General features: G+C 49.5%; 24 protein-coding genes, 1 tRNA gene and 1 pseudogene. 14 read left to right on the forward strand and 12 right to left on the reverse strand.

Annotation, left to right across the window (positions count from 1 at the left end):
* Positions 1–49 precede the first annotated feature (49 nt).
* Complete coding sequence (locus BWK47_RS06315) at positions 50–976, forward strand: homogentisate phytyltransferase (protein WP_162328005.1); 927 nt, start codon at positions 50–52, stop codon at positions 974–976.
* Between the two features lie 58 nt (positions 977–1,034).
* Positions 1,035–2,126: a tocopherol cyclase family protein gene (locus BWK47_RS06320; protein WP_162328006.1), complete on the forward strand. Its 1,092-nt coding sequence runs from the start codon at positions 1,035–1,037 to the stop codon at positions 2,124–2,126.
* 71 nt (positions 2,127–2,197) lie between these two features.
* Here BWK47_RS06320 and BWK47_RS06325 read toward each other — a convergent pair whose 3' ends face one another.
* Positions 2,198–2,767, reverse strand: coding sequence for a peroxiredoxin (locus tag BWK47_RS06325; RefSeq protein WP_010872406.1), 570 nt, complete (start codon positions 2,765–2,767; stop codon positions 2,198–2,200).
* 310 nt (positions 2,768–3,077) lie between these two features.
* Here BWK47_RS06325 and BWK47_RS06330 point away from each other — a divergent pair, with 310 nt between their 5' ends.
* Positions 3,078–3,497, forward strand: a complete 420-nt coding sequence (locus tag BWK47_RS06330; protein ID WP_162328007.1) for a Fur family transcriptional regulator — start codon at positions 3,078–3,080, stop codon at positions 3,495–3,497.
* A gap of 15 nt (positions 3,498–3,512) precedes the next feature.
* Here BWK47_RS06330 and BWK47_RS06335 read toward each other — a convergent pair whose 3' ends face one another.
* Positions 3,513–3,989, reverse strand: a complete 477-nt coding sequence (locus tag BWK47_RS06335; protein ID WP_162328008.1) for a DUF1499 domain-containing protein — start codon at positions 3,987–3,989, stop codon at positions 3,513–3,515.
* A gap of 253 nt (positions 3,990–4,242) precedes the next feature.
* On the opposite strand from BWK47_RS06335, the gene psb28 reads away from it, so the two are divergent.
* Together psb28 and BWK47_RS06345 are read left to right on the forward strand one after the other, a co-directional pair.
* Positions 4,243–4,611, forward strand: a complete 369-nt coding sequence (gene psb28 / locus BWK47_RS06340; protein ID WP_162328009.1) for a photosystem II reaction center protein Psb28 — start codon at positions 4,243–4,245, stop codon at positions 4,609–4,611.
* Between the two features lie 119 nt (positions 4,612–4,730).
* Positions 4,731–6,479: a peptide ABC transporter substrate-binding protein gene (locus BWK47_RS06345; RefSeq protein WP_162328010.1), complete on the forward strand. Its 1,749-nt coding sequence runs from the start codon at positions 4,731–4,733 to the stop codon at positions 6,477–6,479.
* 42 nt (positions 6,480–6,521) lie between these two features.
* Here BWK47_RS06345 and BWK47_RS06350 read toward each other — a convergent pair.
* Positions 6,522–6,595 (reverse strand) — tRNA-Asp (locus BWK47_RS06350).
* 152 nt (positions 6,596–6,747) lie between these two features.
* Entirely contained in the window at positions 6,748–7,350 is a 603-nt protein-coding gene (locus BWK47_RS06355) for a hypothetical protein (RefSeq protein WP_162328011.1), read from the reverse strand.
* A gap of 119 nt (positions 7,351–7,469) precedes the next feature.
* Here BWK47_RS06355 and BWK47_RS06360 point away from each other — a divergent pair, with 119 nt between their 5' ends.
* The 9 genes from BWK47_RS06360 (at position 7,470) to BWK47_RS06400 (ending at position 18,482) form a co-directional block, all read left to right on the forward strand.
* Positions 7,470–8,240, forward strand: a complete 771-nt coding sequence (locus BWK47_RS06360) for a type 1 glutamine amidotransferase (RefSeq protein ID WP_162328012.1) — start codon at positions 7,470–7,472, stop codon at positions 8,238–8,240.
* Between the two features lie 50 nt (positions 8,241–8,290).
* Complete coding sequence (locus BWK47_RS06365; RefSeq protein ID WP_162328013.1) at positions 8,291–9,505, forward strand: NAD(P)/FAD-dependent oxidoreductase; 1,215 nt, start codon at positions 8,291–8,293, stop codon at positions 9,503–9,505.
* Between the two features lie 284 nt (positions 9,506–9,789).
* A complete protein-coding gene (locus BWK47_RS06370) occupies positions 9,790–11,739 on the forward strand; it encodes an N-acetylmuramoyl-L-alanine amidase (protein WP_162328014.1) in 1,950 nt (649 codons plus the stop codon).
* A 143-nt stretch (positions 11,740–11,882) separates the two neighbouring features.
* Positions 11,883–12,722 (forward strand): glutamate racemase, encoded by an 840-nt coding sequence (murI, locus tag BWK47_RS06375; RefSeq protein ID WP_162328015.1) that lies wholly within the window; start codon positions 11,883–11,885, stop codon positions 12,720–12,722.
* Between the two features lie 208 nt (positions 12,723–12,930).
* Positions 12,931–14,340, forward strand: a complete 1,410-nt coding sequence (locus BWK47_RS06380; protein WP_162328016.1) for an aromatic ring-hydroxylating dioxygenase subunit alpha — start codon at positions 12,931–12,933, stop codon at positions 14,338–14,340.
* Between the two features lie 319 nt (positions 14,341–14,659).
* Positions 14,660–16,012, forward strand: coding sequence for an NAD(P)/FAD-dependent oxidoreductase (locus BWK47_RS06385; RefSeq protein WP_162328017.1), 1,353 nt, complete (start codon positions 14,660–14,662; stop codon positions 16,010–16,012).
* Positions 16,013–16,086: 74 nt separating this feature from the next.
* Entirely contained in the window at positions 16,087–16,515 is a 429-nt protein-coding gene (locus BWK47_RS06390) for a hypothetical protein (protein WP_162328018.1), read from the forward strand.
* Entirely contained in the window at positions 16,515–16,991 is a 477-nt protein-coding gene (rimI, locus tag BWK47_RS06395; protein WP_162328019.1) for a ribosomal protein S18-alanine N-acetyltransferase, read from the forward strand. The genes BWK47_RS06390 and rimI overlap by 1 nt, the downstream gene beginning before the upstream one ends.
* Before the next feature lie 24 nt (positions 16,992–17,015).
* A complete protein-coding gene (locus BWK47_RS06400) occupies positions 17,016–18,482 on the forward strand; it encodes a deoxyribodipyrimidine photo-lyase, 8-HDF type (protein WP_204250478.1) in 1,467 nt (488 codons plus the stop codon).
* A gap of 8 nt (positions 18,483–18,490) precedes the next feature.
* Here BWK47_RS06400 and BWK47_RS06405 read toward each other — a convergent pair whose 3' ends face one another.
* The 8 genes and pseudogenes from BWK47_RS06405 to BWK47_RS06440 form a co-directional block, all read right to left on the reverse strand.
* The gene (locus BWK47_RS06405) at positions 18,491–18,997 is read right to left on the reverse strand and encodes a Spy/CpxP family protein refolding chaperone (RefSeq protein WP_237269877.1); all 507 of its coding nucleotides are present in this window, start codon (positions 18,995–18,997) and stop codon (positions 18,491–18,493) included.
* A gap of 45 nt (positions 18,998–19,042) precedes the next feature.
* On the reverse strand, positions 19,043–19,429 hold the full coding sequence (locus tag BWK47_RS06410; RefSeq protein ID WP_237269880.1) for a hypothetical protein: 387 nt from the start codon (positions 19,427–19,429) through the stop codon (positions 19,043–19,045).
* Positions 19,419–19,979, reverse strand: coding sequence for a sigma-70 family RNA polymerase sigma factor (locus BWK47_RS06415; protein WP_237269998.1), 561 nt, complete (start codon positions 19,977–19,979; stop codon positions 19,419–19,421). The genes BWK47_RS06410 and BWK47_RS06415 overlap by 11 nt, the downstream gene beginning before the upstream one ends.
* A 162-nt stretch (positions 19,980–20,141) precedes the next feature.
* Positions 20,142–21,497: a H(+)/Cl(-) exchange transporter ClcA gene (gene clcA, locus BWK47_RS06420; RefSeq protein WP_162328023.1), complete on the reverse strand. Its 1,356-nt coding sequence runs from the start codon at positions 21,495–21,497 to the stop codon at positions 20,142–20,144.
* Between the two features lie 9 nt (positions 21,498–21,506).
* Positions 21,507–22,433, reverse strand: coding sequence for a serine hydrolase (locus BWK47_RS06425; RefSeq protein ID WP_162328024.1), 927 nt, complete (start codon positions 22,431–22,433; stop codon positions 21,507–21,509).
* A 50-nt stretch (positions 22,434–22,483) separates the two neighbouring features.
* Entirely contained in the window at positions 22,484–23,044 is a 561-nt protein-coding gene (locus BWK47_RS06430) for a phycobiliprotein lyase (RefSeq protein WP_162328025.1), read from the reverse strand.
* 97 nt (positions 23,045–23,141) lie between these two features.
* Positions 23,142–23,390, reverse strand: coding sequence for a hypothetical protein (locus BWK47_RS06435; RefSeq protein WP_162328026.1), 249 nt, complete (start codon positions 23,388–23,390; stop codon positions 23,142–23,144).
* A gap of 115 nt (positions 23,391–23,505) precedes the next feature.
* A pseudogene (locus tag BWK47_RS06440) lies at positions 23,506–23,589 on the reverse strand (IS5/IS1182 family transposase); the annotation flags it as partial.

Genomic DNA, 23,589 nt, shown 5'->3' on the forward strand with positions numbered 1-23,589 from the left:
GTGGGTTTAGGTACACTGCAAGGAGATTTCATTTCTCAAAATTATTGCCATGGCAACTATCCAAGCTTTTTGGCGCTTCTCCCGCCCCCATACCATTATTGGTACAACTCTGAGTGTTTGGGCGGTGTACCTGTTGGCCATGCTGGGACAGGAAACTCCAGCTATTTTTCCGGCTTCCCTGAGTTTGGTTTTGGGCGCTTGGCTGGCCTGCCTGTTGGGTAATGTGTACATTGTCGGCCTCAACCAATTGTGGGATGTGGACATTGACCGCATCAATAAGCCGAATTTGCCCCTGGCTAACGGAGATTTTTCTATAGCCCAGGGCCGTTGGATTGTGGGACTTTGTGGCGTTGCTTCCTTGGCGATCGCCTGGGGATTAGGGCTCTGGTTGGGGCTAACGGTGGGTATTAGTTTGATTATTGGCACGGCCTATTCGGTGCCCCCGGTGAGGTTAAAGCGCTTTTCCCTGCTGGCGGCCCTGTGTATTCTGACGGTGCGGGGAATTGTGGTTAACTTGGGCTTATTTTTATTTTTTAGAACTGGTTTAGGTTCCCCCCCCACTTTAATAACCCCCATCTGGGTTTTGACTTTATTTATCTTAGTTTTCACCGTGGCGATCGCCGTTTTTAAAGATGTGCCAGATATGGAAGGTGATCGGCAATTTAAGATTCAAACGTTAACTTTGCAAATCGGCAAACAAAACGTTTTTCGGGGAACCTTAATTTTACTCACTGGTTGTTATTTAGCCATGGCAATCTGGGGCTTATGGGCGGCTATGCCTTTAAATACTGCTTTCTTGATTGGTTCCCATTTGTGCTTATTAGCCTTACTCTGGTGGCGGAGTCGAGATGTAGACTTAGAAAGCAAAACCGAAATTGCTAGTTTTTATCAGTTTATTTGGAAGCTATTTTTCTTAGAGTACTTGCTGTATCCCTTGGCTCTGTGGTTACCTAATTTTTCTAATACTATTTTTTAGAGTTTTTAAAACTATTTAGTATCTTCTTCAATTAGCATCATAAATTCTCTCAATTTCCATGAAATTTCCGCCCCACAGTGGTTATCATTGGCAAGGTCAATCACCTTTCTTTGAAGGTTGGTACGTGCGCCTGCTTTTGCCCCAATCCGGGGAAAGTTTCGCTTTTATGTACTCCATCGAAAATCCTGCTGGCGATCATCATTACGGCGGCGGTGCTGTGCAAATTTTAGGGCCGGCTACGAAAAAACAAGAAAATCAGGAAGACCAACTTGTTTGGCGGACATTTCCCTCGGTAAAAAAATTTTGGGCCAGTCCTCGCCAGTTTGCCCTAGGGCATTGGGGAAAATGTAGGGATAACAGGCAGGCGAAACCCCTACTCTCCGAAGAATTTTTTGCCACCGTGGAAGAAGGTTATCAAATCTATCAAAATCAGCACCAAGGACAAATCACTAATGGCGATCGCCATTGCCGTTGGCAGTTCACCGTAGAACCGGAAGTAACTTGGGGGAGTCCTAACCGATTTCCTCGGGCTACAGCGGGTTGGCTGTCCTTTTTACCCCTATTTGACCCAGGTTGGCAGATCCTTTTAGCCCAGGGCCGGGGGCAAGGCTGGTTAGAGTGGCAGGGGGAACAGTATGAATTTGACCACGCCCTAGTTTATGCCGAAAAAAATTGGGGTCACTCTTTTCCTTCCCGCTGGTTTTGGCTCCAAGCAAATTATTTTCCTGACCATCCAGGACTGAGCGTTACTGCCGCTGGCGGGGAACGGATTGTTCTTGGCCGCCCCGAAGAGGTAGCTTTAATTGGCTTACATCACCAAGGTAATTTTTACGAATTTGGCCCGGGCCATGGCACAGTCACTTGGCAAGTAGCTCCCTGGGGCCGTTGGCAATTAAAAGCCAGCAATGATAGGTATTGGGTCAAGTTGTCCGGAAAAACAGATAAAAAAGGCAGTTTAGTCCACACTCCCACCGCCCAGGGCTTACAACTCAACTGCCGAGATACCACTAGGGGCTATTTGTATTTGCAATTGGGATCTGTGGGTCACGGCCTGATAGTGCAAGGGGAAACGGACACCGCGGGGCTAGAAGTTGGAGGTGATTGGGGTTTAACAGAGGAAAATTTGAGCAAAAAAACAGTGCCATTCTGAGGGAATAACACTGCCTTGTTTTGATTCGTTAGGTTTCAGTCAAGTAATTACATTGAAATGCTCTGACAGACTTAGCCGACAAAAGCTTTAACGGGCTCAGAAACCCCGGGCGCTTCAGCACCTTTGAGGTAGGCCAACATGGTATCAGCGTCGGAACACTCGAAGGGATCTACGGGACAGTTGTCACCGAACTCAGGCTCAATAAACATTTTTTCGATTTTGCCATCGTTGACAAACATGGAATAGCGCCAGGAACGCATCCCGAAACCGAGGTTGGATTTTTCCACCAACATACCCATTTTGCGGGTGAATTCGCCGTTACCATCGGGTAGTAATTTCACTTTGTCGGCACCAATTTGTTTGCCCCATTGGAACATAACAAAGGCATCGTTCACAGATAGACAGATGATGTCATCTACTCCCAAGGCTTGGAATTCTTCAAACAACTGCTCGTAGCGGGGCAAGTGGTTAGAAGAACAGGTGGGGGTGAAGGCACCGGGCAGGGAGAAAAGCACAACCTTTTTGCCACCAAAGATTTGTTCAGTGGTTTTGTCTTCCCAACGGTAGGGATTGGGACCAGGTACGGATTCGTCACGGACACGGGTTTTGAACACTACACTGGGAACTCGTTCGGGGGTCATGGTTACCTCTGGCTATCTAAACGACTAAATTTTTCTGAGGGGATGGAGCATTTTTCATCAATGCTTGCCCTCTTTTCTCAGAATAGTTCTGAGATAGAAATAAGTCAAGCTTAAAAATTAATATTTTTTTTATAATTATTCTATCTAATAGTCCTTCTAGAAAATGTTAAGCTAGATAGACTATAGCCAAACAGTGCGGATCATTATCATTGGTGTGCTGGCCAGGACCCATGGTTCCTAAGGTTTGCCCAGAGGGGCTTGCCCATGAAAGGTCAGCGAATGTTGCCGTGCCGATGTTAGGAGGAACAGTATGCCCTTAACCAGAGAAGAAATTATTCAAGCGCTGAAGGAACGAGGCCTGCGGGTTACTCCCCAGCGCTATGGGGTCTATGCCAATCTACTCCAACGTCGGGATCATCCCAGCGCAGAACAGTTATTGTTTGACCTTAATCAAGCTGCCCCCACGTCTTCCCAGGCCACGGTGTACAGTTCCCTCAAGGCTTTGCAATCTGTGGGATTAATCCGGGAAGTTCTATTGGAAGAAGGGGTCTGTCGCTACGATGCCAATGTGGAGCCCCACCATCATTTTTGTTGTCGTCATTGCGGGGCGATCGAGGATGTGGATTGGGAGGAGTTACCAGCGGTAGATCTGGGCCAACTCAGACCGGGCCTCAAGGCGGAACGTTATGAAATCACCGTCCATGGGGTCTGTGAAAATTGCGGCGATTAGTTTTTCAAAAATTTTCTAATTGCCTTGCTCTAAATCGGCTAGGGCCAAACGGATTTGTTCTAAACGGCGGCGGTTAACCCCTAAATCCGATTCTCCCAAACGGGATGCGGAACGGACTTCAATAACAGGGCGATCGCCAGGGAAATAAAATTCGAGGTCATCGACAAAACCCATCAAACGACTGCGGGCTTCTGCCCGAATGTAATTATCTTGGGATTGCACAATGGTAGTCCCGGGCACTACCCCCAAAATTTCCGTTAACAAATTACGGGCATTGGCCAAATCTCCTTGGTAATGGAGGGGCTCAATGGCGTGGATAGAATCAGCACTAATTTGACTGTTCACACAATTGGGCGTGTCGGGACAGGGGGCTAATTGTCCACTTGTGATCCCTAAGTTTTCCGGTGGGGAGCCGGCAAAGATTTGTTCAAAGCCTGGTAGGGCAGCAAACCAAACTATCCCCGATAGCAACACAGCCAATAGCGCACCCATGAGAAAATTCCGGTAATTGGTCAAGATTAAGACCCCTTCAATTTATGGCTTCCTTGGCGATCGGGCAAGGTTGGCAATGAACTATTTGTCCAAGCCCAACGGAGACATGGGCCACAGCGCAAACCCCTCCGCTCCTTGGGTAAACTCCGACCGGGGATCACAGACCTTCCACCCCTCCGCTAGTAGTTAAACTGTCCTGACCGGCTCTAGTAAAAGTTGTTAGGATCAAAGAAATCCCATTCCGGTGTGAATCATGATGACCCTCACTCCCACCATCGAATTTTTTGCTGATCTCCCCGAAGAACTCAGCAATGTCAGCCTCCGCCGCAATTCTACTACCGGCGCTCGCACTGTGGTGATGACCTTTGAACGTCTCCAGGCGATCGAAAAGTTTCAGAGTTTTACCCAAAAGTTTAACGGCCATTTACGTCTTGCTGACGAAGAAGGGGCCATGGAAATTGAACCATCGTCAGTGAAATTTATTTTTGGTGGAGACGAAGGGGATGAACTGCGGGGTGCCCAGTGCAGTTTTGATTTGGTTAAAAATGATCATTGGGAACGCTTTATCCGTTTCATGGAGCGCTATGCGGAAGCCAATGGCATGGGCTACCAAGACCGTTAGGGGGGAAAAGTGACCGGAGACCGACCGGAATGCACCAAAATCAAAGATCAAAACTTTGCAAACAGACTCTAATCAGGGGACAATCTAGCGAAATTAAGCCTTGATTATCCCTGTTGCCTGTGTTGCTAAATCTTCCCGCCACCGTTAAGTCTCGTTCTTGCCAAAAACTAATTGGGGGGCTGTTGCCCTTATTATTGTTTGCCTGTGGTAGCCCCAATGTCGGCAATGGCAACTCTCAGCAGAATGGTCAAGAAACCCTGAAAATTCTCTCTTGGCAGGCTCCCACGATTTTGAATCCCCATTTAGCTACGGGATTTAAGGATGCGGAAGCTAGTCGCATTGCCCTGGAACCCCTGGCAAGTTTTGACCACAAAGGCACCCTGATCCCATTTTTGGCAGCGGAAATTCCCAGCGTAGAAAATGGCGGCGTGGCAACCGATGGTTTGTCCGTCACCTGGAAGTTAAAGCCTGATGTGCTCTGGTCTGATGGGCAACCCTTCTCAGCGGAGGATGTGGTTTTTACCTACAAATTTTTAAGTAATCCTAAGACAGGGGCCACCAGCACCGGCACCTATGAGGCGATCGCCAAGGTAGAAGCGTTGGACAAAAATACAGTCAAAATAACCTTTAAGGAACCCAACCCAGCTTGGTTTTTACCCTTTGTGGGCAGTGAAGGGATGATTTTGCCCCAGCACATTTATAAAGATTTTGTTGGGGAAAAGGCGCGGCAGGCACCGGCCAATCTGTTGCCCATCGGTACCGGGCCCTATCGGGTCACCAGTTTTAAACCAGGGGATGTGGTGTTGTATGAAGTTAATCCCCATTATCGAGACCGGGAAAATATCGGTTTCCAACAGGTGGAAATTAAGGGTGGGGGAGATGCTACCTCCGCGGCCCGTGCCGTACTGCAAACTGGGGATGCGGATTTTGCCCTCAATTTACAGGTGGAGGACAATATTCTCCAGTCCTTGGCCCAAGGCGGCAAAGGGGAAATTGTGGCAGATTTAGGCAGTTTGAGTGAACGGGTAATATTTAATCTCAGCGATCCCGATCCTGCGCGCACCAATGGCGATCGCTCCTCGGTGAAGTTTCCCCATCCCTTTTTGCAGGATCCCTTGGTGAGGAAAGCTATAACTCTAGGCATTGACCGGGATTTAATTGCCAAGCAACTCTATGGTGTCACTGGACAGCCCACGGCCAACGTTCTGGTTTTACCCCAGCAGTATGCTTCCCAAAATACGAGTTTCCAATTTAATCCCACCGAAGCCCAGCAATTACTCGACCAAGCGGGTTGGAAGGACAGCAACGGCAACGGTATTCGGGACAAGGATGGCATTGAGTTGCAAATGGTCTTTCAAACCAGCGTTAATCCCCTGCGGCAAAAGACCCAACAGGTAATTAAACAAACTCTCCAGGCGATCGGCGTGGGGGTAGAACTGAAAAGCATTGACCCCAGTGTGTTCTTTTCCGGTGATCCGGCCAACCCCGATACTTTGGAACGATTTCAGGGGGATTTGTCTATGTTCACCACGGGCAACACCAATCCTGATCCAAGTAAATATATGCAAACCTTTACCTGCGAAGCCATTCCCACCGCTGAAAACCAATGGAGTGGGGACAATTATGGGCGTTACTGTAGTTCGGAATACGACCAGCTTTGGCAAGCGGCAGTGGCGGAACTAGACCCGGAAAAACGCCAGCAATTATTCATTCAAATGAACGATTTATTAGTGGATGATTATATTCTCGTGCCCCTGGTACACCGGGCCAGTGTGGTGGGGGTAGGCGATCGCCTGGATGGGGTTAAGTTAACTCCCTGGGATCGGCCCACTTGGAATATCAAGGATTGGAAGCCCAAAGCACAATAGCTCGCAAGGACCCATTGAGGTGTTATCATCACTCTTCTTTAACGGGTCTGACGGGGCTCGAACCCGCAACTTCCGCCGTGACAGGGCGGTGCTCTAACCAATTGAACTACAGACCCAGGTTTTTCAGACTTTTACCATTACATCAGTTGTGCTGGAGATTGTCAACCCCTGAAGGAGAAATTTTCCGATTTTTCCCAATCAGATAAATCAGTCGGGGAAGATAACTTTCCGCAGGGCTAACCCTGGCCTTGACTCAGTTCTGGGGCAACTATTCAACTTGGGCGATCGCCTGGCGGATGGCTTCCCTTTGTTCCTGGTCATAGTTCCACCGTTGCAAAAAGGCTTCATAGGCACCGGAACCGTCCAAACTGTGTTCCAACTGGGTCAATTTTTCTGGCAAACCCGGTAAGGACAGTTCATTGATTAAAGTCTGAGTCCGTTGCGCCACCTGCTGGGAACCCTGGGCCGCTTCAATGTCTTCCCGGCGTTGATGGAGAATTTCCGTAGCAGTAGCCATAGCTAGATTTTTCACCAACAGTTCCCCCACGATCGCCGGAGATGAGCTAAGGGCTGTTAATAGGGCTGGACTTGGTTGATCCGCTAGGGGAAAATTCTGGGCAGTGAGAAAAGTAACAAAAAAGCCCCGGGCCCCGTTTTCAGTAGCGACCAAATTGGCGATCGCCGTGGTCATTTCCTGGTCACTGAGATTATTTTCCGCAATTTCTAGCAATAATTCCTGGCTGTGGGCAATAGCCTGCTCAAAGCTGAGGTCAGTGTAATTAATGGAAGCAACCATGGTGTTGGGGTGAGGATTCAAGGGATGAGCGGTGAGGGAGAGGGAAAGGAGAGCGGGTAGAATCAACGGCAACATGGAAAATGCCTAGGGAAAATGGGAAGATTTTCTCGACTATTGTAGTCAGTGGTGCCAAGATTTACATCCAAACCATGTCTTGATCCCAGGGATTAATCTCCCCCCAACAAAAATAAAGTATGGAATTAACAATCGGCTGGCTTTATCCCAAACTCATGAGCACCTACGGCGATCGGGGCAATGTCATTTGCATCCAACGTCGTTGTCAATGGCGGGATATCCCCGTGAAAATTCTTCCCCTGGAACAGACCAGCGATGCGGCATTATTTCTCCAAGCCGATGTAATTGTAGGGGGCGGGGCCCAGGATCGCCAACAGGAAATTGTCATGCGGGATTTGCAAGGGGCTAAAGCGGAGGCGCTGAAAAATCAGTTAGACGATGGCATTCCCGGTGTCTTTACCTGTGGCTCTCCCCAACTGCTGGGGCATTATTACGAACCCGCCCTGGGACAACGCATTCAGGGCTTAGGTCTGCTGGATATGGTCAGTAAACATCCAGGGCCAGATGCGAAACGGTGCATTGGTAACGTGGTGTTTGAAATTACCGCTGAACCTCTCCGGCAGGAATTGGAAGCTATGACCGGGGAAATTCCCATCGTGATCGGTTTTGAAAACCATGGCGGCCGCACCTATTTACAAAGCGTTAGTCCCCTGGGCAAAGTTAAAACTGGCTATGGCAACAACGGCAAAGATGGCTTTGAAGGGGCTTTCCACCAAAAGGCGATCGCCACTTACTCCCATGGCCCTCTGTTGCCCAAAAATCCCTTTTTAGCTGATTGGTTGATCCGCACTGCGTTAGAGAAGAAGTATCAGGATTCGGTGCAGTTAACTCCCTTGGATGACCGCCTCGCCCAACAAGCCCGCGCCGCCATGCTCAAACGGCTAGAATAGGAGCAATTTGATTACAAAATGTAACAAGCCCTCACCACTGGCTAGAGATTATGACGGACGCTCGACCACGGATTTGTATTTTAGGGGGAGGATTTGGCGGACTTTACACCGCTCTACGCCTCGGTCAACTATCCTGGGAGGGCCATACCCCGCCGGAAATTGTCCTCGTCGACCAACGGGATCGGTTTTTGTTTGCCCCTTTCCTCTACGAACTGATAACAGAGGAAATGCAAACTTGGGAAATTGCCCCTCCTTTTATAGAACTTTTAGCGGAATCGGGGGTAATTTTTCGCCAGGCGGAAGTGACCGCCATTGATTTTGACCGCCAAAAAGTGTTGTTAAATGACCAGGACAAGGGCACCGAAAGTTTAGCGTTTGATCAGTTAGTCATTGCCCTGGGGGGCCAAACTCCCCTGCCCAATCTGCCGGGGCTAAAGGACTATGGTTTGGGATTCCGCACCTTGGAAGATGCCTATAAACTCAAGCAAAAATTAAAATTACTGGAACAAGCTGATACCGAAAAAATTCGGGTGGCCATTGTTGGTGGGGGCTACAGCGGAGTGGAATTAGCGGCCAAACTCGGCGATCGCCTAGGGGAACGGGGCCGCATCCGCATTATTGAGCGGGGCAAAGAAATTTTAGCCATGTCCCCGGAGTTCAATCGTCAACAGGCCCAAGCCAGTCTTTCCGCCAAGGGAATTTGGGTGGATACGGAAACCACCGTTACCGCCATCACCGCCACCGATGTCACCCTCCAGTTTCGGGAGCAGGAAGATGTAATTCCAGTGGACTTGGTGCTTTGGACTGTGGGCACCACCGTTTCTCCTTTGATTCGTAATTTAGCCCTGCCCCATAACGACCAAGGCCAGCTTAGAACCAATGCCCAACTACAGGTGGAAGGAAAAACTAACATTTTTGCTTTGGGGGACGGAGCCGAAGGTCGGGATGCTAGTGGACAATTAATTCCCACCACGGCCCAGGGAGCATTCCAACAGTCGGACTATTGTGCCTGGAACATTTGGGCTAACTTAACCGGCCGTCCCCTGTTGCCCTGTCGTTATCAACCCCTAGGGGAAATGTTGGCCCTCGGCACTGATGGCGCTGTGCTGAGTGGTTTGGGCATTAAATTAAGTGGCCCCGCCGCCGTGTTGGCCCGTCGTTTAGTCTATTTCTACCGTTTTCCCACTTGGCAACATCAACTGACTGTGGGCTTGAATTGGCTGACCCGCCCCCTGGGGGATTGGCTCAAAAATGAACCTTCCTGAGGGAAACGTCGTCTAAAAAAACTGCCTTCCCTGGCGAGCGCCGAAATGGTGGCTGGGGGGAAAGGGCTGCTCGGGGCCCGAAAGGCTCTGCTTGCTTGCTTTGGGAACTGTATTGCGGTTACTATCTCCCAAGACTATACGCCACACCGTTTTGATTAATGTTCCCGTTGGCGGCGGCCCCTAACAATCCGCTGAATGGCCTATTACCATCCCCATGCCCTAGACGGGTCATCCGGGGGAAGGCAACAGGTTGGTTTAGCGGTTTATTGAGTTGAGAAGTCCCTATGTCAAGATTGCCTGGTTTTGCTCTTACCTTTTTGTCGGTCTTGTTAACCAGTCTGCCGGCCATGGCGGGGCAGTTAGTTAACTGGAATTTCAATGCGTCCCAGAATCGGCTGACTTTTTACACCGATTCCCGGGTTCAGCCCACAGCCCAACTGATCCCCAATCCCACCCGCATTGTGGTGGATTTGCCCGGTACAACCTTGAGGGGCCCTACCGTCAGGCAAGCTGGAGGGGGAAGGGTAAGGGAAATTCGCATCGGTGAACCGGATAGTTTTACCACCAGGGTGGTGATTGAACTGGATGCGGGCTACACCGTTGATCCCCAACAGGTTAAAGTCCGGGGCATTACCCCGACTCAATGGGTGGTGGAATTACCTACCCCAGAATTGGCTCCCGCCAGCAACAATAATGCCCCTGGTCCCAATCCCGACGGATCTTCTCTGCCTACTCAGAATTTGAGTGCCGCTAACCCCCCCAGCACCGGTCAGCAGTACTTACAGGTCACTGGCAACGGACTTTTTGTGCGTCTGGATAAAAATGGCGATAACAATGGTATCCGCATCCAACCCAATGCTCGCCAATCCACGGTTAACTTTGAGCTCAATGGGGCGGTGCTGCCAGAAAGTTTGGTGGGGCAGTCTTTGCCCGTGGGACAATACGGTGTTGAAGAAATTAAGTTTTCCGATAATCCCAATAATCCTCGCCTTTCCCTGGCCCTGGCGGACAGTGGGGGCGGCTGGAATGCTTACTATAGCCGGGTTGGGGGAGGCGTAGTGCTGCTCCCAAAGCAAATTAGCCGGTCTGGGGGGACTAACCCAGCGCCTGGATCGGCGGCCGTTCCGGTCAGTAACAACACTTCCAATTCTTCCCCCAGTTCTTCTGGTAATAGAAGCCCTAATGATCGCCTAGTAAGTCAGGCTTCCAACCGCAATCTCGCCAATATCACTGCCATTGAAGTGACCAGGGATGATAGCCAATTGATCATCCGTGGCGATCGCCAAATTAATGCTAGGGGGAATTTCAATCGTTTAACCGGTAACTACGAAATTCGTTTAGACCGGGCCCAACTGTCTCCCCAGTTCCAAAGTCCAGAGTTGGCCACTGGGGGCCCCGTTTATCAGCTTAATATTAGTCAGGAAACGAACGATTCAGTTTTAATTCTGGTCCAGCCCAACACTGGCCGTCGCTTTGGCCGTCTGTTCCGTTCTGGGGGCAGTCTTTATGCCCTGGAATTGATCTCCGATGCCACTGCCAGTCGTCCTACGGGAAATTTACCTGCTAACAATCCACCCAGAGGGAATAGCGGGGATCAAATCTCCATTGCTGTCCAGCCCCCGCCAGCCAATGCCGCCCCCAGTTTTCCCCCGGAGTGGAGCAATCCCCCCTCCGGTAATTTACCATCCGTTCCTCGGGGAGACCGTTTGGTGGTAGTGGATCCCGGCCATGGAGGTAAGGATCCCGGGGCGATAGGTATCCGAGGCGTGCAAGAAAAAGATGTAGTCCTGGCTGTTTCCCAATACCTGCAACGATATTTGGAGCAACAGGGGGTCCGGGTGTTGATGACCCGCACGGGGGATTATTTCATTAGCCTCCAGGGCCGTACCGACATGGCCAACCGAGCCGGAGCGGATTTATTTGTCAGTATTCACGCCAACTCCATGGGCATGGGCCGTCCCGATGTGAATGGTTTTGAGATTTATTACCATGGTAATGCAGGTCTATCCCAAGCAATCCATCGCAATGTGGTTAATTCCCTGAATGTGCGGGACCGCCGGGTACGCCAGGCTCGATTCTACGTTCTACGGAATTCCCGCATGCCCTCCACCCTAGTGGAAATGGGCTTTGTCACCGGCAATGAAGACAATTACAAACTTACGGATCCCAATTTTCAGCAACAGATGGCCCAGGCGATCGCCAGGGGAGTTTTGGAGTATCTGCAACAAAGGTAGGACTTATTCGTCCATAGAATTCAAATTCAGAGAAACTTGACTTATATGAAGGATATGGTGACCAAAACCTATTTACTTCATCTATTATTCGTGTTTCAATGACAAGCATCTTTCCTTAATTAACAGGTATAGTTCCATACAAAATGCGTGAGCCCCAGCGTAGCCGAATTGGCGTTTTTGATAGTGGTGTGGGTGGGTTAACCGTTCTACGTGAGCTGTATCGACAATTACCTAAAGAGTCAATTCTTTACTTTGGCGATACGGCACGGCTACCTTACGGCAACAGATCCCCGCAAGTAATCCTCCAATATGTCCGGGAAATCCTTACTTGGATGGCAGCAGAGGAAGTGAAAATGGTAATCATGGCCTGCAACACCAGTTCTGCTCTGGCCCTAGAAACCGTGCAACAGGAATTCAATATGCCAATTTTGGGAGTGATTCTCCCCGGGGCCCGGGCGGCAGTGCGTCAAGGTCGGCGCATCGGTGTTATTTCTACCCCCGCCACTGCGGCCAGCAACGCCTATCGCCATGCCATCCACGAGATCACCCCTGATGCATTGGTTTGGCAAATGGCCTGCCCAGAATTTGTGCCCCTAATTGAGCAAAACCGCCTCCATGACCCCTACACCCTGGAGGTGGCCAAGGGCTATTTACAACCCCTTCTGGATGCAGATATTGACACCCTGGTATTTGGTTGTACCCACTATCGTCATTTAACCCCCGTCTTTCAGCAGATTTTGCCTTCCCATATCCGCCTAGTAGACCCGGCCAGCCATGTGGTCAAAGCGGCCCGTCAGGAATTGGAAGTGATGGGACTGCGGAATTCGGAAATGTCCATTGCCACCCGTTTCACTGTCAGTGGCTGCCCCCAACAGTTTGCGGAGCTTTCCCAACAATGGCTCGGTTTTACCCCCATGGTGGAAAAAATTTCCTTGCCCTGCTTGAGTTCAATTTGCCCCCAACCTTTGGAAATACGAGAGTAGAATACTAGTCAGATTCCGGTATTCCTGCTTGCCCGATGGCTCGGGATTCCTGAACTAATAACTCCAATAACGGCGATCGCCATGCTCAGTTTTTCAGAGAGGCGGTCGTTTTTTAATGGAGCCAAAGACTGGAAATAATCGTTACAATTCTTAATAATTCACCAATGGTTATGGCTGTGCCCTGACTGAGAATCCACTAATTCTTCCTATGACCAGTTTGTTAACCTCTCCTACCCAAGCTTCAGTTGCCAACGATACCCTACCAGCAGGGGGATTAGACCAAAGCAAATTTGATTGTCGGGCAGTGTGGTATCCCCTGGCCTATGAAGAAGATTTGGACAAACGCAAACCAAGCCGTTTTACTCTGCTGGGAGAGGATTTGGTGATCTGGTGGGAAGCGAATAGTCAGCAATGGCGGGTCTACGCCGATCAATGTCCCCACCGTTTAGCCCCCCTTTCGGAAGGTAGGATTAACAAGGCTGGCCAGTTGGAATGTCCTTACCACGGTTGGACTTTTGCGGGATCAGGGCAATGTCAAGCGATTCCTCAACAACATACCGGAGGCCAAGCCCACACCGGTAAACGGGCCTGTGTGCGTTCCCTGCCAACCCAAGTGGCTCAAGGTTTGCTCTTTGCTTTTCCGGGGGAAACTGATCAAGCGGGAAAAATTGCCCTCCCCTTGGTAGATGTGTTGGATGGGGCTCAGTCTGAATGGGTTTGTCTCAACACTTTTCGGGATTTGCCCTATGATGCCTTTACCCTGATGGAAAATGTGTTGGATTCGAGCCATATTCCCTACACTCACCATAAAACCGTTGGTAAACGCAGTAACGTCAGCCCGGTGGATTTGGAAATTATCCACGGTGATCGCCAGGGATTTACTGGCATTTGGGAAGAGGGACCGAGGAAAGGCACGTTGGGTAAACAAAACACCACTTTCGTTGCGCCGGGGTTGATGTGGCATGATTTAACTTCAAAGCAATTTGGTCGGACTTTAACGGTGGTTTACGCTACCCCCATTCGCCCAGGAGAGTGTCGTTTATTCGCCCGTTTTCCTTTCAAATTCCCCAGTAAATTTCCCCGGTTAGTGATTGGTTTGACCCCCCGTTGGTATTCCCATTTAGGACAAAATCGGGTGTTAGAAGATGATCAAATTTTTCTCCATTTCCAAGAAAGATTTGTGCAGGGCCAAGGCGGATCGCCAAATTATGAAAAAGCTTGTTACTTACCCACTAAAGCTGATTTGTTTGTGGCGGAATTTCACCGTTGGATTGAACAATATCAAGTCAAACCCTTTGGGGATAGTCAGTTGCCCGATCGCCAATCGGTAGAGCAGTTAATGGATCGTTACCATTCCCACACAGAACATTGCCACAGTTGCCGTAACGCCCTTGCTAACATTGAAAAAATTCAAACTGGGAGCCTGGCGATCGCCATTATCTGTCTGGTTTGCTTGCCAGTGGCTAGTTTAGGCTTAGCCCCTAATTTTGCTCTGGGATTGGGCTTAACCGTATTAACTGGCTTAGGTTTTGCACTCTGGGCTGGTTTGGGCAAATTTAAACAATCTTTTTACCAAGGCAATCCCATTCCCCCAAGAAATATTCCTGATAAAGGTTAACTGCTTTTTTCTGTGATTAAAAACCTTTGCAATGGAGTATTGATCATAACTTTATTGCCGAAAGCAAGACCATTAAACTGAATCCAAGAGCCTGTTTAAAAGCCTCCCTGACCCCCCAAGTTTGGGGGGAGACTGACTGAAAGTCCCCCAGTATTGCCGGAGCCTTAGTGGGTCGATTTAGAGGATGGAATAAAACTTTCCAAACACGTTCTAACGTCAGGGTTTGGCCAAGAATAATCGATATCTTTGTAGCAACCATTACCGGTAATCCCCAAGGAAATGATTACCATTAACAAATCGTAATATTTTCGCCGTTGCTATGAATTCCCCCACCTCTCCCCGTCGTCCCCATGTGGTTATTGTCGGGGGCGGCTTTGCCGGTCTTTACACTGCAAAAAATTTACGGCGATCGCCGGTGGATATTACCCTGATTGACAAACGGAATTTCCATCTTTTCCAACCTTTGTTGTACCAGGTGGCCACGGGTAGTCTTTCCCCAGCGGATATTGCTTCGCCGTTGCGGGGAGTACTAAAGGGACAAAAAAATATTCGAGTGTTGATGGATAAGGTCATTGACATCGACCCCGATAAGCAAAAAGTGGTGTTGGAGGACCATGCCCCTATTGCCTATGACTGGCTGGTGGTGGCCACTGGGGTTAGTCATCATTACTTTGGCAATGACCATTGGGCTGCCCTGGCTCCGGGTTTAAAAACCATTGAAGATGCTTTGACCATACGCCAACGAATTTTTGCGGCTTTTGAAGCGGCGGAAAAGGAAAGTAATCCAGAAAGACAACAGGCTTGGTTAACCTTTGTCATTGTCGGGGCGGGGCCCACCGGGGTGGAATTGGCCGGGGCGATCGCCGAAATTGCCCACAGTTCCCTCAAGGATAATTTCCACCGCATAGACACTAGGCAGGCAAAAATTTTGCTCATTGAAGGGGTTGATCGAGTACTGCCTCCCTACAAACCCCAATTATCGGCCAGGGCCCAACGGGATTTGGAAGACCTAGGGGTAACAGTGTTGACTGAAAGAATGGTGACTGACATTAACCCGGAACAGGTGACGGTGCATAACAACGGCCAAACTGAAACCATTGTGACAAAAACGGTGCTCTGGGCCGCTGGGGTCAGGGCTTCTAGCCTCGGTAAAATCATTGGCGATCGCACTGGGGCCGAGTTAGACCGGGCCGGTCGGGTGGTGGTCAACCGTGATTTGAGTGTGGCGAGTTTTGATAATATATTTGTCCTGGGGGATTTGGCCAATTATTCCCACCAAGGCGATGGACCCCTCCCCGGTGTGGCCCCCGTTGCCATGCAGGAGGCGGCTTATTTATCCAAACTTATTCCTGCCCGGTTAGCGGAAAAAGAACAAATCATGGTTCCTTTTCGCTACATTGACTACGGTAGTCTAGCGGTGATTGGTCAGAATAAAGCGGTGGTTGACCTTGGTTTTGCCCAATTTACCGGCTTAGTTGCTTGGATGATCTGGGTTTGGGCCCACGTTTACTATCTGATTGAATTCGACAATAAACTGATTGTGATGTTGCAGTGGGGCTGGAATTATTTCACCAGGGGCCGGGGAGCCCGCCTCATTACCGATACCCTCAATCCCCATAGCTCTTCCACTATCCCACAAGAATTAGTCCGCCCCCAGGTCCCAATTCGGTAAACACCACCATAACCTGGTCAGACAATGGCTTAAACTGTGGAGAATAAGGCTATGGGCCCGAGCCGGGGAAAACAATGTTACACCTTGCCCAAATTACCATTGACCCACAGGAAAATTGTCATCAACTAATGGTTTTGGCCAGTTGCCAGAATCATCGGTGTTGGCAAAGGAGCAACTTTACCCTGCCCCTGGGCAACCCAGACCATTGGACTGAGGGGTCTTTGGTGTTGGTTCAAACCGATGCCGACCAGCAAGTAGAACAAATTCGGGATGGGCTGGACTGGCTACTGGAAATTTTGGAAATTGTCCCCAATGCCAATGGTTTTTCCTCGGATCAAGCTCTTTCCTCTTTGGTAAAACAGGAAAAGAGGAGGGTAGAAGCTTGGCGTCAGGAAATGGCTGCTAAAAATCTAGATTTGACTAAGCGACAAATTGAGCTGGAAACCCAACGGCAACAACTGAAAGAATTGGAATTAAAACTGCAAGAGCAGGTAAAAACTTGATGGTTTCGCTTCTGGGCCCCAAATATGATCTTTTTTGGCCCCACAGGGAAGAACTGCCCCAGTTTGCCCAGTTAGACCAGCAATGTTTGGGGGGCATGTGGACGTTAGCGGGTTACGAGCGGGAATGGGACAGTGACCACAGTGTTCTGTTGGGAATTCGTTTAACAGCCAGGGGGGACTTGGTGGCCATGGGGGCATTTTGGCAAATTTTAGAAGAAGCCCACATCACTTTGTTAGCTGTGGCCCAGGCCCATCGCCGGCAGGGATTGGGAAAAATCCTTCTTCAGAACCTCTTAGCAACGGCGGAACACCGACAATTGGAAAGGGCTACTTTGGAAGTGAGGGCATCCAATCAGGCTGCCATGGATCTTTACCATCAATTTGGGTTTCAGTTGGCGGGGTGCAGAAAACGTTATTACCCCGATGGGGAGGATGCCCTAATTCTCTGGAAAAACCATTTGAGCTCCCCTGCCTAGTAACAAGCTAGGGAAAACGGCACAATGGGGAGGCAGTTGATTTTTTTTCCCATGTCTGACCAGTCTGACCATCCCCTAATTTTGCTGTGGCACCGCCGGGATTTACGCCTTAATGATCATTTAGCTTTGGCCAAGGCCCGGCAAAAAACTGCCAAAATTGTCGGTGTCTTTTGTCTGGATAACAAAATTCTGCAAGCGGAAGATATGGCTCCGGCCCGGGTGGCTTACCTGCTCGGTTGCCTACAATCTTTACAGGATCATTACCAGCGCTTCGGTAGTGAGTTGTTGGTTTTCCAAGCAGATCCGGTGCAGTTGTTGCCCAAATTGGCCAATACCTTAGGTGCCCACGGTGTTACTTGGACTTTAGACACGGAACCCTACGCCCAAAAGCGAGATTTAGTAGTGGCCCAGGCCCTAAGGGAAAGGGGTTTGGCGATCGCCACGGAATGGGATCAGCTCATGCATCACCCAGGGGAAGTGCTGACCCAAGCGGGCAATGCCTACACGGTTTACACTCCCTTTTGGAAAAATTGGTCCCAACTTCCCAAAACAAGTCCGGTACCCACGCCTAAGGATTTACAGGGTTTAAGTCCAACGGAAAAGGAAAAATTAGATCCTTTAGAGCCCCTGGCCATACCCCAGTTAGCGGATTTAGGTTTTATCTGGGACCAACCCCTCCCATTAACACCGGGGGAAGAAGCGGCTGAGCAAAGATTGGCCTGGTTTGTGGCTAATGTGCTGGGAGAATATCAACAAACCCGCAACTTTCCTGCCCTTGATGGTACTTCTCAACTGAGTGCTGCCCTTAAATTTGGTGTGATTTCCCCCCGGACCCTGTGGCAGAATAGCTTAGAAGCGTGGGAACAAAGCCGCAGTGAAGAAGCCCGGGCTAGCATTGAAACCTGGCAACAGGAATTGGCCTGGAGGGAATTTTACCAACATTGCCTCTACAGCTTTCCTGCCTTGGCCCAGGGATCTTACCGATCGCCGTTTCAGGAATTTCCCTGGGAGGAAAACCAAGACTATTTCCAAGCCTGGTGCGAAGGCAGAACTGGTTACCCGATCATTGATGCAGCCATGGCTCAGTTGAATCAAACCGGCTGGATGCACAATCGTTGCCGCATGATTGTGGCTAGTTTTTTGACCAAGGATTTAATTCTTAATTGGCAATGGGGAGAGCTGTATTTTATGCAGACCCTCTACGATGGCGACCTAGCGGCTAACAATGGGGGCTGGCAGTGGAGTGCTTCCAGCGGCATGGACCCCAAACCTTTACGGATTTTTAACCCCCATACCCAAGCCCAGAAGTTTGACCCGGACGGGGAATATATCCGCACCTGGTTGCCCCAGTTGGCCCGCTTTGACACGGGAGATTTGTTAACCGGTAAGCTCACCCCCAGGTCACGGCGATCGGTCAATTATCCAGACCCGGTGGTGGACCACAATCAGCAACAAAGGGAATTTAAACGACGTTATCAGTTGGTCAAATAATCCCTGATTTATTGTTGATTGCCCATGCCCCGGCGGCCTTGACGATTATTGCGACGCTCCTGCATTAATTGGGAAAATTTTTGCCGTTGTTCCGGGGTCAATACTTGACGGCTTTCTAACATGCTGTTGAAGCGCAGTTCCCCCAGTTGTTGCCTCAAATTGGCCACCTGGTTGTGTTTAGCGCGGATTTCGCTGTCACTGCCATTACCAGACATCAGAGTGCGTAATTCATTTTGGCTAGTACGCATTTGCTCCGACAGAGATTGCATTTGGCCTTGATATTTTTGGCGAATAGCTTCCAGTTGTTGTTTTTGACTATCGGTTAAATCAAGGGATTCCATCCACTGACCCTGGCCACCTTTTTTGTTGCCCCAGCCCCATTGGGCTAGCAACTGTTCGCTGGCATCACCACTTTGCCAATGTAAATCCAGATTTTGATTTTGGGCCATGGCGGGCATGGTACTTACAGTACAAGCTAGACCACCGAGCAGACCGACGATAATAATGTTTTTCATGATGAGCAAGTTCCTCAGAAAATTGACTGAAAAGTACAAGATGTTTTATTCCCGCGGGGGATCGCTTAGTAACCACCAATCCTGATTTGCACCATCGGAGGATTCCACGCCATTGACACTGTCGGGGTAGATGGAACCAGACCAAGTTTCCTGGAGAAAAGCTTCCAGTTCCGCCATGTTCGGTTCTTCAGCTGTTTGCATCGGCGATCGCCAACCGAAAAGCCCTGCCCCCACTAGGCCGAAGAGTAGAACTCCTCCCCCCAGCCATTGCCAAGACAAACTAGAGGTCAAGGAACGGCGGGGACATTGCTTGATCCGTTGCAAAATCTGCTCCTCTAGTGCCGGCGAGGGAGCGGGAACCCCTGGGCGATGGGCCTGCAAAAAGTGCTTCAGTTTTGTCTCTCGATCGGTATTAAAAGGGTTAAAAGACATCTTGAACTCCCTGTTGCTGCAAGAATTCCCGCATGGCCCGCCGAGCATAGAATAAACGGGATTTGATAGTACCCCCAGGCAAATTTAGTACCTCCGCAATGGTCTTTTGGGGCAAATCCTCCAGATCGTGGAGCACCAACACCGTGCGATGCTCAAAGCTGAGGGTAGCCAAGCCTTGCTGCACCAAATCCTGGTAATGGAGTTGCAACAGATCGGGACTGTCCTCGGGCCGAGACAATTGCAGGGATATTTCCCCTTCGTTGTCGGCTAAGGCAGTACTGGGTTGATGAATCCGTTGGCGCGATCGCCCCAATTGTTTACGGGCATCCTGGGCCACATTCCAAGTAATGCGATAAAGCCAGGTGGCAAAAAAACTGTGATTGCGGAGTTTGGGCAATCCTTTCCACACTTTGAAAAAGACCTCCTGAACTAGATCATCGAGTTGATGCTGTCCACAAAGTTGATAAAGGGTGGAGCGGACTTTAGCCTGGTACCGACGATAAAGTTGACGAAAGGCCTCAGCATCACCCTGCTGACTTTGCTGGATCATGCTAGCTTCGTTTTCTTCCACCGCTGGATTGACTAAGGGCTTAACCAACAAAACCTACCTCTTTGGCGGTTACGGGGGTTTAGACCCCGCTGGTTTACCCAAGGTTCAAAGGGGAGGCCAGATTTTCCTTCACTAAAAGAATTGGGGTAAAGAATATAGATCTTAGCTATGGTTTTGTTTGGCTAAAGTTCTTTCTAGCAAGACTGTATAAATGGGTTTACCCCCCAATGCTTCCGCCACCACACTGGCCACTAGGCAGGTGACCAACAGCGGCAAAATAACAAAATAGTTGTCGGTCATTTCTATGGTTAACAGAATTGCTGTTAACGGAGCCCGCACCGTTGCCGCTACTAAAGCTCCCATGCCGGCGATCGCCATTACAGCGGGTTCAGGAATTTGACTGGGAAAGAGTAAATGGAAATGTCTCGCCATGGCAACGCTAGCAATGGAAGCAATGCCCAACATGGGGGCAAAAATACCGCCAATTGCCCCGGAGCCGTAGCAGATCAGGGTTAACAAAAATCTGCCACAAAACACCAGTATGAGTGTAGAAAAATGGGATTGACTGTTAAAAGCCCAGAGCACTGCATTGTCTCCCCCGTCGGTGAGGGGTAGGGGAAATAGGGACAAAATACCAATGATGGAACCGAGCAAAAACCCTTTCCATTTAGTTGCTAGGGGCGGCAGGCGATCGAACCAGTCCAGTACTTTGAATAGACCCCGGTTGAAGGCATAACCCATCACCCCAAATAAAATCCCCAAAATAATGAACATCCAGAGGGAATCCAGGGGAACCCGTTTAAACTCAGTCAAGCTGATGATGGCGGACTGCCCTCGAATCATTCTGAGAATAATAGTGGCCATCACACAGCCAAATAGTAGGCTATGGTACGCTAAGGTTTGACTACGAAAACGGGGATGCATTTCTTCCCCAATCAGAGCTACCCCTGCCAGGGGCGCATTAAAAGCGGTGGCCAAACCGGCCCCGGCTCCCACTGCAATTAAAATTCGTTGATTCTCTTGAGTTGCCTTGAACCAACCCCCAGTCATCTGGCCAATGCTTCCCCCCATTTGAATCGTTGGCCCTTCAAATCCTGCCAACATACCAGCTCCCAAGGATAAAAATCCCCCCACTAATTTGATAGGCAAGACCCTCTGCCAGACCAGGGGAAGTTTCCCTTCCAAATGCCCTTCAATTTGGGGAATACCACTGCCGCTGGTGTCCGGGGCAAAACGTTTCATTAACCAAAAGCTGAGGGCTACCATGCCACCACTGATCAGAGCGGTGACCAGCCAAGCCAAGGGCGGTATGGGGGCAAGTATTTGTGCTAATTGTGATCGCCACTGGAGCATATTGTTCACAGCGGATTTAAAACCGGCCCCCAATGCACCTGTAATCAGCCCCACCACAATGGCCGCCACAAGGGTACGGGGATGGAGAGAACGGGCGCTATCGGTTAAATTCCTGGGAAGTTTATCTAACCAGCGTCGATTAGAGGTTTCAAAATCGGCAGCCATGGCTCTGGTTTAGTGGGCATTGGCAAAGGCTTGGGAAATAAACGGCAATAGGCGGCGATTGCCAGCGAGGGCAGAATTTTCCGTGAACACCACCAAAAGATAGGGACTCTGGTGGGGAATTTCAATGTAGGCACAATCATGGCGCACCTGGCTGGTCCAACCGGCCTTAGACCACATTTGGGCATTTTTAGGCAATGGTTCACCGAGAAAACCGGTAATTTGGTTATCTTCCCCCAAAGGAGCCGGAGCGGCCGTTAAATCTCGTTTAAGTAATTGCATCATTTGTTGGGAACGGGTTGAGGACACCGCCACCCCGCCAATGATACTGTGCAATAACCTGGCCACAGCATTGGTGGTTAACATGTTGCGCTGTTCGTAAAGTTCCCCCACAAAGGCCCTTTCCCGGCCATAGTAACCATCACCCCAGGTCTTTTGGTTGACATTAATATTCTGCAACTCCTCCCAGCCCAAGGATTGAAAATAACGGTTCACAATGTTGCGTTGTTGCTGCCAAGTTTCAAAGGGTCCGGGGGGTAACATGGGCCCACTGCTGGTGCCAGTGAGTATATCCACCACTAAGCTAGTGGCATCGTTGCTGGAGTCCACAATCATATCCCGCACGGCCCGGTCCAACTCCGGGGAATCTTTCACCATGCCTCCTTCCAACCATTCCGCCATGGCCACCAGGTAAAACAATTTCACCACACTGGCGGGATAAATACGTTCAATGCCCCGATAACTAAAACCCCGCACCGGATATTGCCAAAACTCATTGGCGGCGATCGCCCCTCCGGTATTAACCACCACTGGAGCGTTATAAACCAACCAAGTCAAGGCAATTTGATCCCGCTGAAGTTGGGGGAAAGTTTGCCAAGTAGTTTCGAGAATAGCCTGGGCCATATCCCCCAAAGCCGGGTCTTCTTTAAAAAATGCCATGGAATAATCGGTTCGGGTTGAGGATAATTATTACCTGTACTTGATAACTGTTACTCTGCCGGAGGCAAACGACGAATATCAGAATAGAAGGCACTATGACTATAACCTTCTCCCTGCTGGATCAAACTGGTGCGGAGTCGGAGATTAGGACTAGCATACCAATGCCTTTCCGTTAAACTAGTCTCCCCATCCCCTAGATTTAGGGTCAAACATTCATCAGAACCTAAATGATAATCACCCTTCAGGAAAGCCATGCTCAAATCAGCGCTTCCCCGCCACAGTTGGCCTCGATCGCCATGGTCAGCATCGGGTAAAAAGCCATAATAGATGGTGCCCTTTTGTTTGGACTTGCCCCAGTCTACGGAATTATCCCAACTCAGTTGTAGCAGGATTAACTCCCCTTGATTTTTTAACCCGGCCCGCTCCAGGAGCGATCGCCCTAGCTCAGTTTGACTATCCCACCTTTGCACCGTCACATCGGATTTGGCATTGCCCGCTTCATTTTGCTCAAAACTATAATTAGTACGTTGGGAAAGCCATTTTCCTTCCCAGGCGGTGATAAATTCCAAAAAATCCATAGCGAAAAAGCTTCTTGGGGCAACAGGCTTCATTTTAGGCTATCGGGGGTGAATCGATGGCAGGGGATCTGCGGAAATTAGTGTTAACAACCCAGCAGTTAGTCTAAATAAACTACCTGATTGCACTCGCCTAGAGACCAGTACCATTCAGCATTCGCATTACCACGTCAATAAATTTTTCACCCCAAACAATTGACAGTAAGCCACATAATGTAACTAGCAATGATGCAACACCTACTTGAACAAGTCCAAAATTGTCAAACTTCGAATATGTCACAGGAGCTAGCAGTACAAGGGTGCCAACTGCAGCCCCTCCCAAAAAACGATAGATAACTTTTAAAGATGAATGTTGTTTGGGATCGGTGTTGTCAGAGGTCATCAGAAATTCCTTCAATACTTTAAAACAATGGGTAACGCTGCTACGCTTTTGCTACCTAAACAGAGTATCTAACGATCGGGTAAAGGAGCAAGTTTTAGAAAGTGTTTGAAAAGTTTTAAGCAAGCCTTTGAAGCATGAGATGAACCATGGCAACATAGAGCATTGTCTCACTGGTGGTAGGTAAATATTCATAATCTTT

Origin of the sequence: Synechocystis sp. CACIAM 05 (assembly GCF_010222815.1) — a bacterium.
Taxonomy (GTDB): Bacteria; Cyanobacteriota; Cyanobacteriia; order Cyanobacteriales; family Microcystaceae; genus Synechocystis.

Coding starts and splice junctions, on each gene's coding strand:
- BWK47_RS06330 (WP_162328007.1), top strand. CDS start 3,078: ATGCCCTTAACCAGAGAAGAAATTATTCAAGCGCTGAAGGAACGAGGC.
- BWK47_RS06390 (WP_162328018.1), top strand. CDS start 16,087: ATGTTACACCTTGCCCAAATTACCATTGACCCACAGGAAAATTGTCAT.
- BWK47_RS06380 (WP_162328016.1), top strand. CDS start 12,931: ATGACCAGTTTGTTAACCTCTCCTACCCAAGCTTCAGTTGCCAACGAT.
- murI (WP_162328015.1), top strand. CDS start 11,883: ATGCGTGAGCCCCAGCGTAGCCGAATTGGCGTTTTTGATAGTGGTGTG.
- BWK47_RS06360 (WP_162328012.1), top strand. CDS start 7,470: ATGGAATTAACAATCGGCTGGCTTTATCCCAAACTCATGAGCACCTAC.
- BWK47_RS06365 (WP_162328013.1), top strand. CDS start 8,291: ATGACGGACGCTCGACCACGGATTTGTATTTTAGGGGGAGGATTTGGC.
- BWK47_RS06385 (WP_162328017.1), top strand. CDS start 14,660: ATGAATTCCCCCACCTCTCCCCGTCGTCCCCATGTGGTTATTGTCGGG.
- BWK47_RS06435 (WP_162328026.1), bottom strand. CDS start 23,390: ATGACCTCTGACAACACCGATCCCAAACAACATTCATCTTTAAAAGTT.
- BWK47_RS06320 (WP_162328006.1), top strand. CDS start 1,035: ATGAAATTTCCGCCCCACAGTGGTTATCATTGGCAAGGTCAATCACCT.
- rimI (WP_162328019.1), top strand. CDS start 16,515: ATGGTTTCGCTTCTGGGCCCCAAATATGATCTTTTTTGGCCCCACAGG.
- BWK47_RS06425 (WP_162328024.1), bottom strand. CDS start 22,433: ATGGCATTTTTTAAAGAAGACCCGGCTTTGGGGGATATGGCCCAGGCT.
- BWK47_RS06355 (WP_162328011.1), bottom strand. CDS start 7,350: ATGTTGCCGTTGATTCTACCCGCTCTCCTTTCCCTCTCCCTCACCGCT.
- BWK47_RS06325 (WP_010872406.1), bottom strand. CDS start 2,767: ATGACCCCCGAACGAGTTCCCAGTGTAGTGTTCAAAACCCGTGTCCGT.
- BWK47_RS06430 (WP_162328025.1), bottom strand. CDS start 23,044: ATGAAGCCTGTTGCCCCAAGAAGCTTTTTCGCTATGGATTTTTTGGAA.
- clcA (WP_162328023.1), bottom strand. CDS start 21,497: ATGGCTGCCGATTTTGAAACCTCTAATCGACGCTGGTTAGATAAACTT.
- BWK47_RS06335 (WP_162328008.1), bottom strand. CDS start 3,989: ATGGGTGCGCTATTGGCTGTGTTGCTATCGGGGATAGTTTGGTTTGCT.
- BWK47_RS06405 (WP_237269877.1), bottom strand. CDS start 18,997: ATGAAAAACATTATTATCGTCGGTCTGCTCGGTGGTCTAGCTTGTACT.
- psb28 (WP_162328009.1), top strand. CDS start 4,243: ATGATGACCCTCACTCCCACCATCGAATTTTTTGCTGATCTCCCCGAA.
- BWK47_RS06400 (WP_204250478.1), top strand. CDS start 17,016: ATGGGGAGGCAGTTGATTTTTTTTCCCATGTCTGACCAGTCTGACCAT.
- BWK47_RS06410 (WP_237269880.1), bottom strand. CDS start 19,429: ATGTCTTTTAACCCTTTTAATACCGATCGAGAGACAAAACTGAAGCAC.
- BWK47_RS06370 (WP_162328014.1), top strand. CDS start 9,790: ATGTCAAGATTGCCTGGTTTTGCTCTTACCTTTTTGTCGGTCTTGTTA.
- BWK47_RS06315 (WP_162328005.1), top strand. CDS start 50: ATGGCAACTATCCAAGCTTTTTGGCGCTTCTCCCGCCCCCATACCATT.
- BWK47_RS06415 (WP_237269998.1), bottom strand. CDS start 19,979: ATGATCCAGCAAAGTCAGCAGGGTGATGCTGAGGCCTTTCGTCAACTT.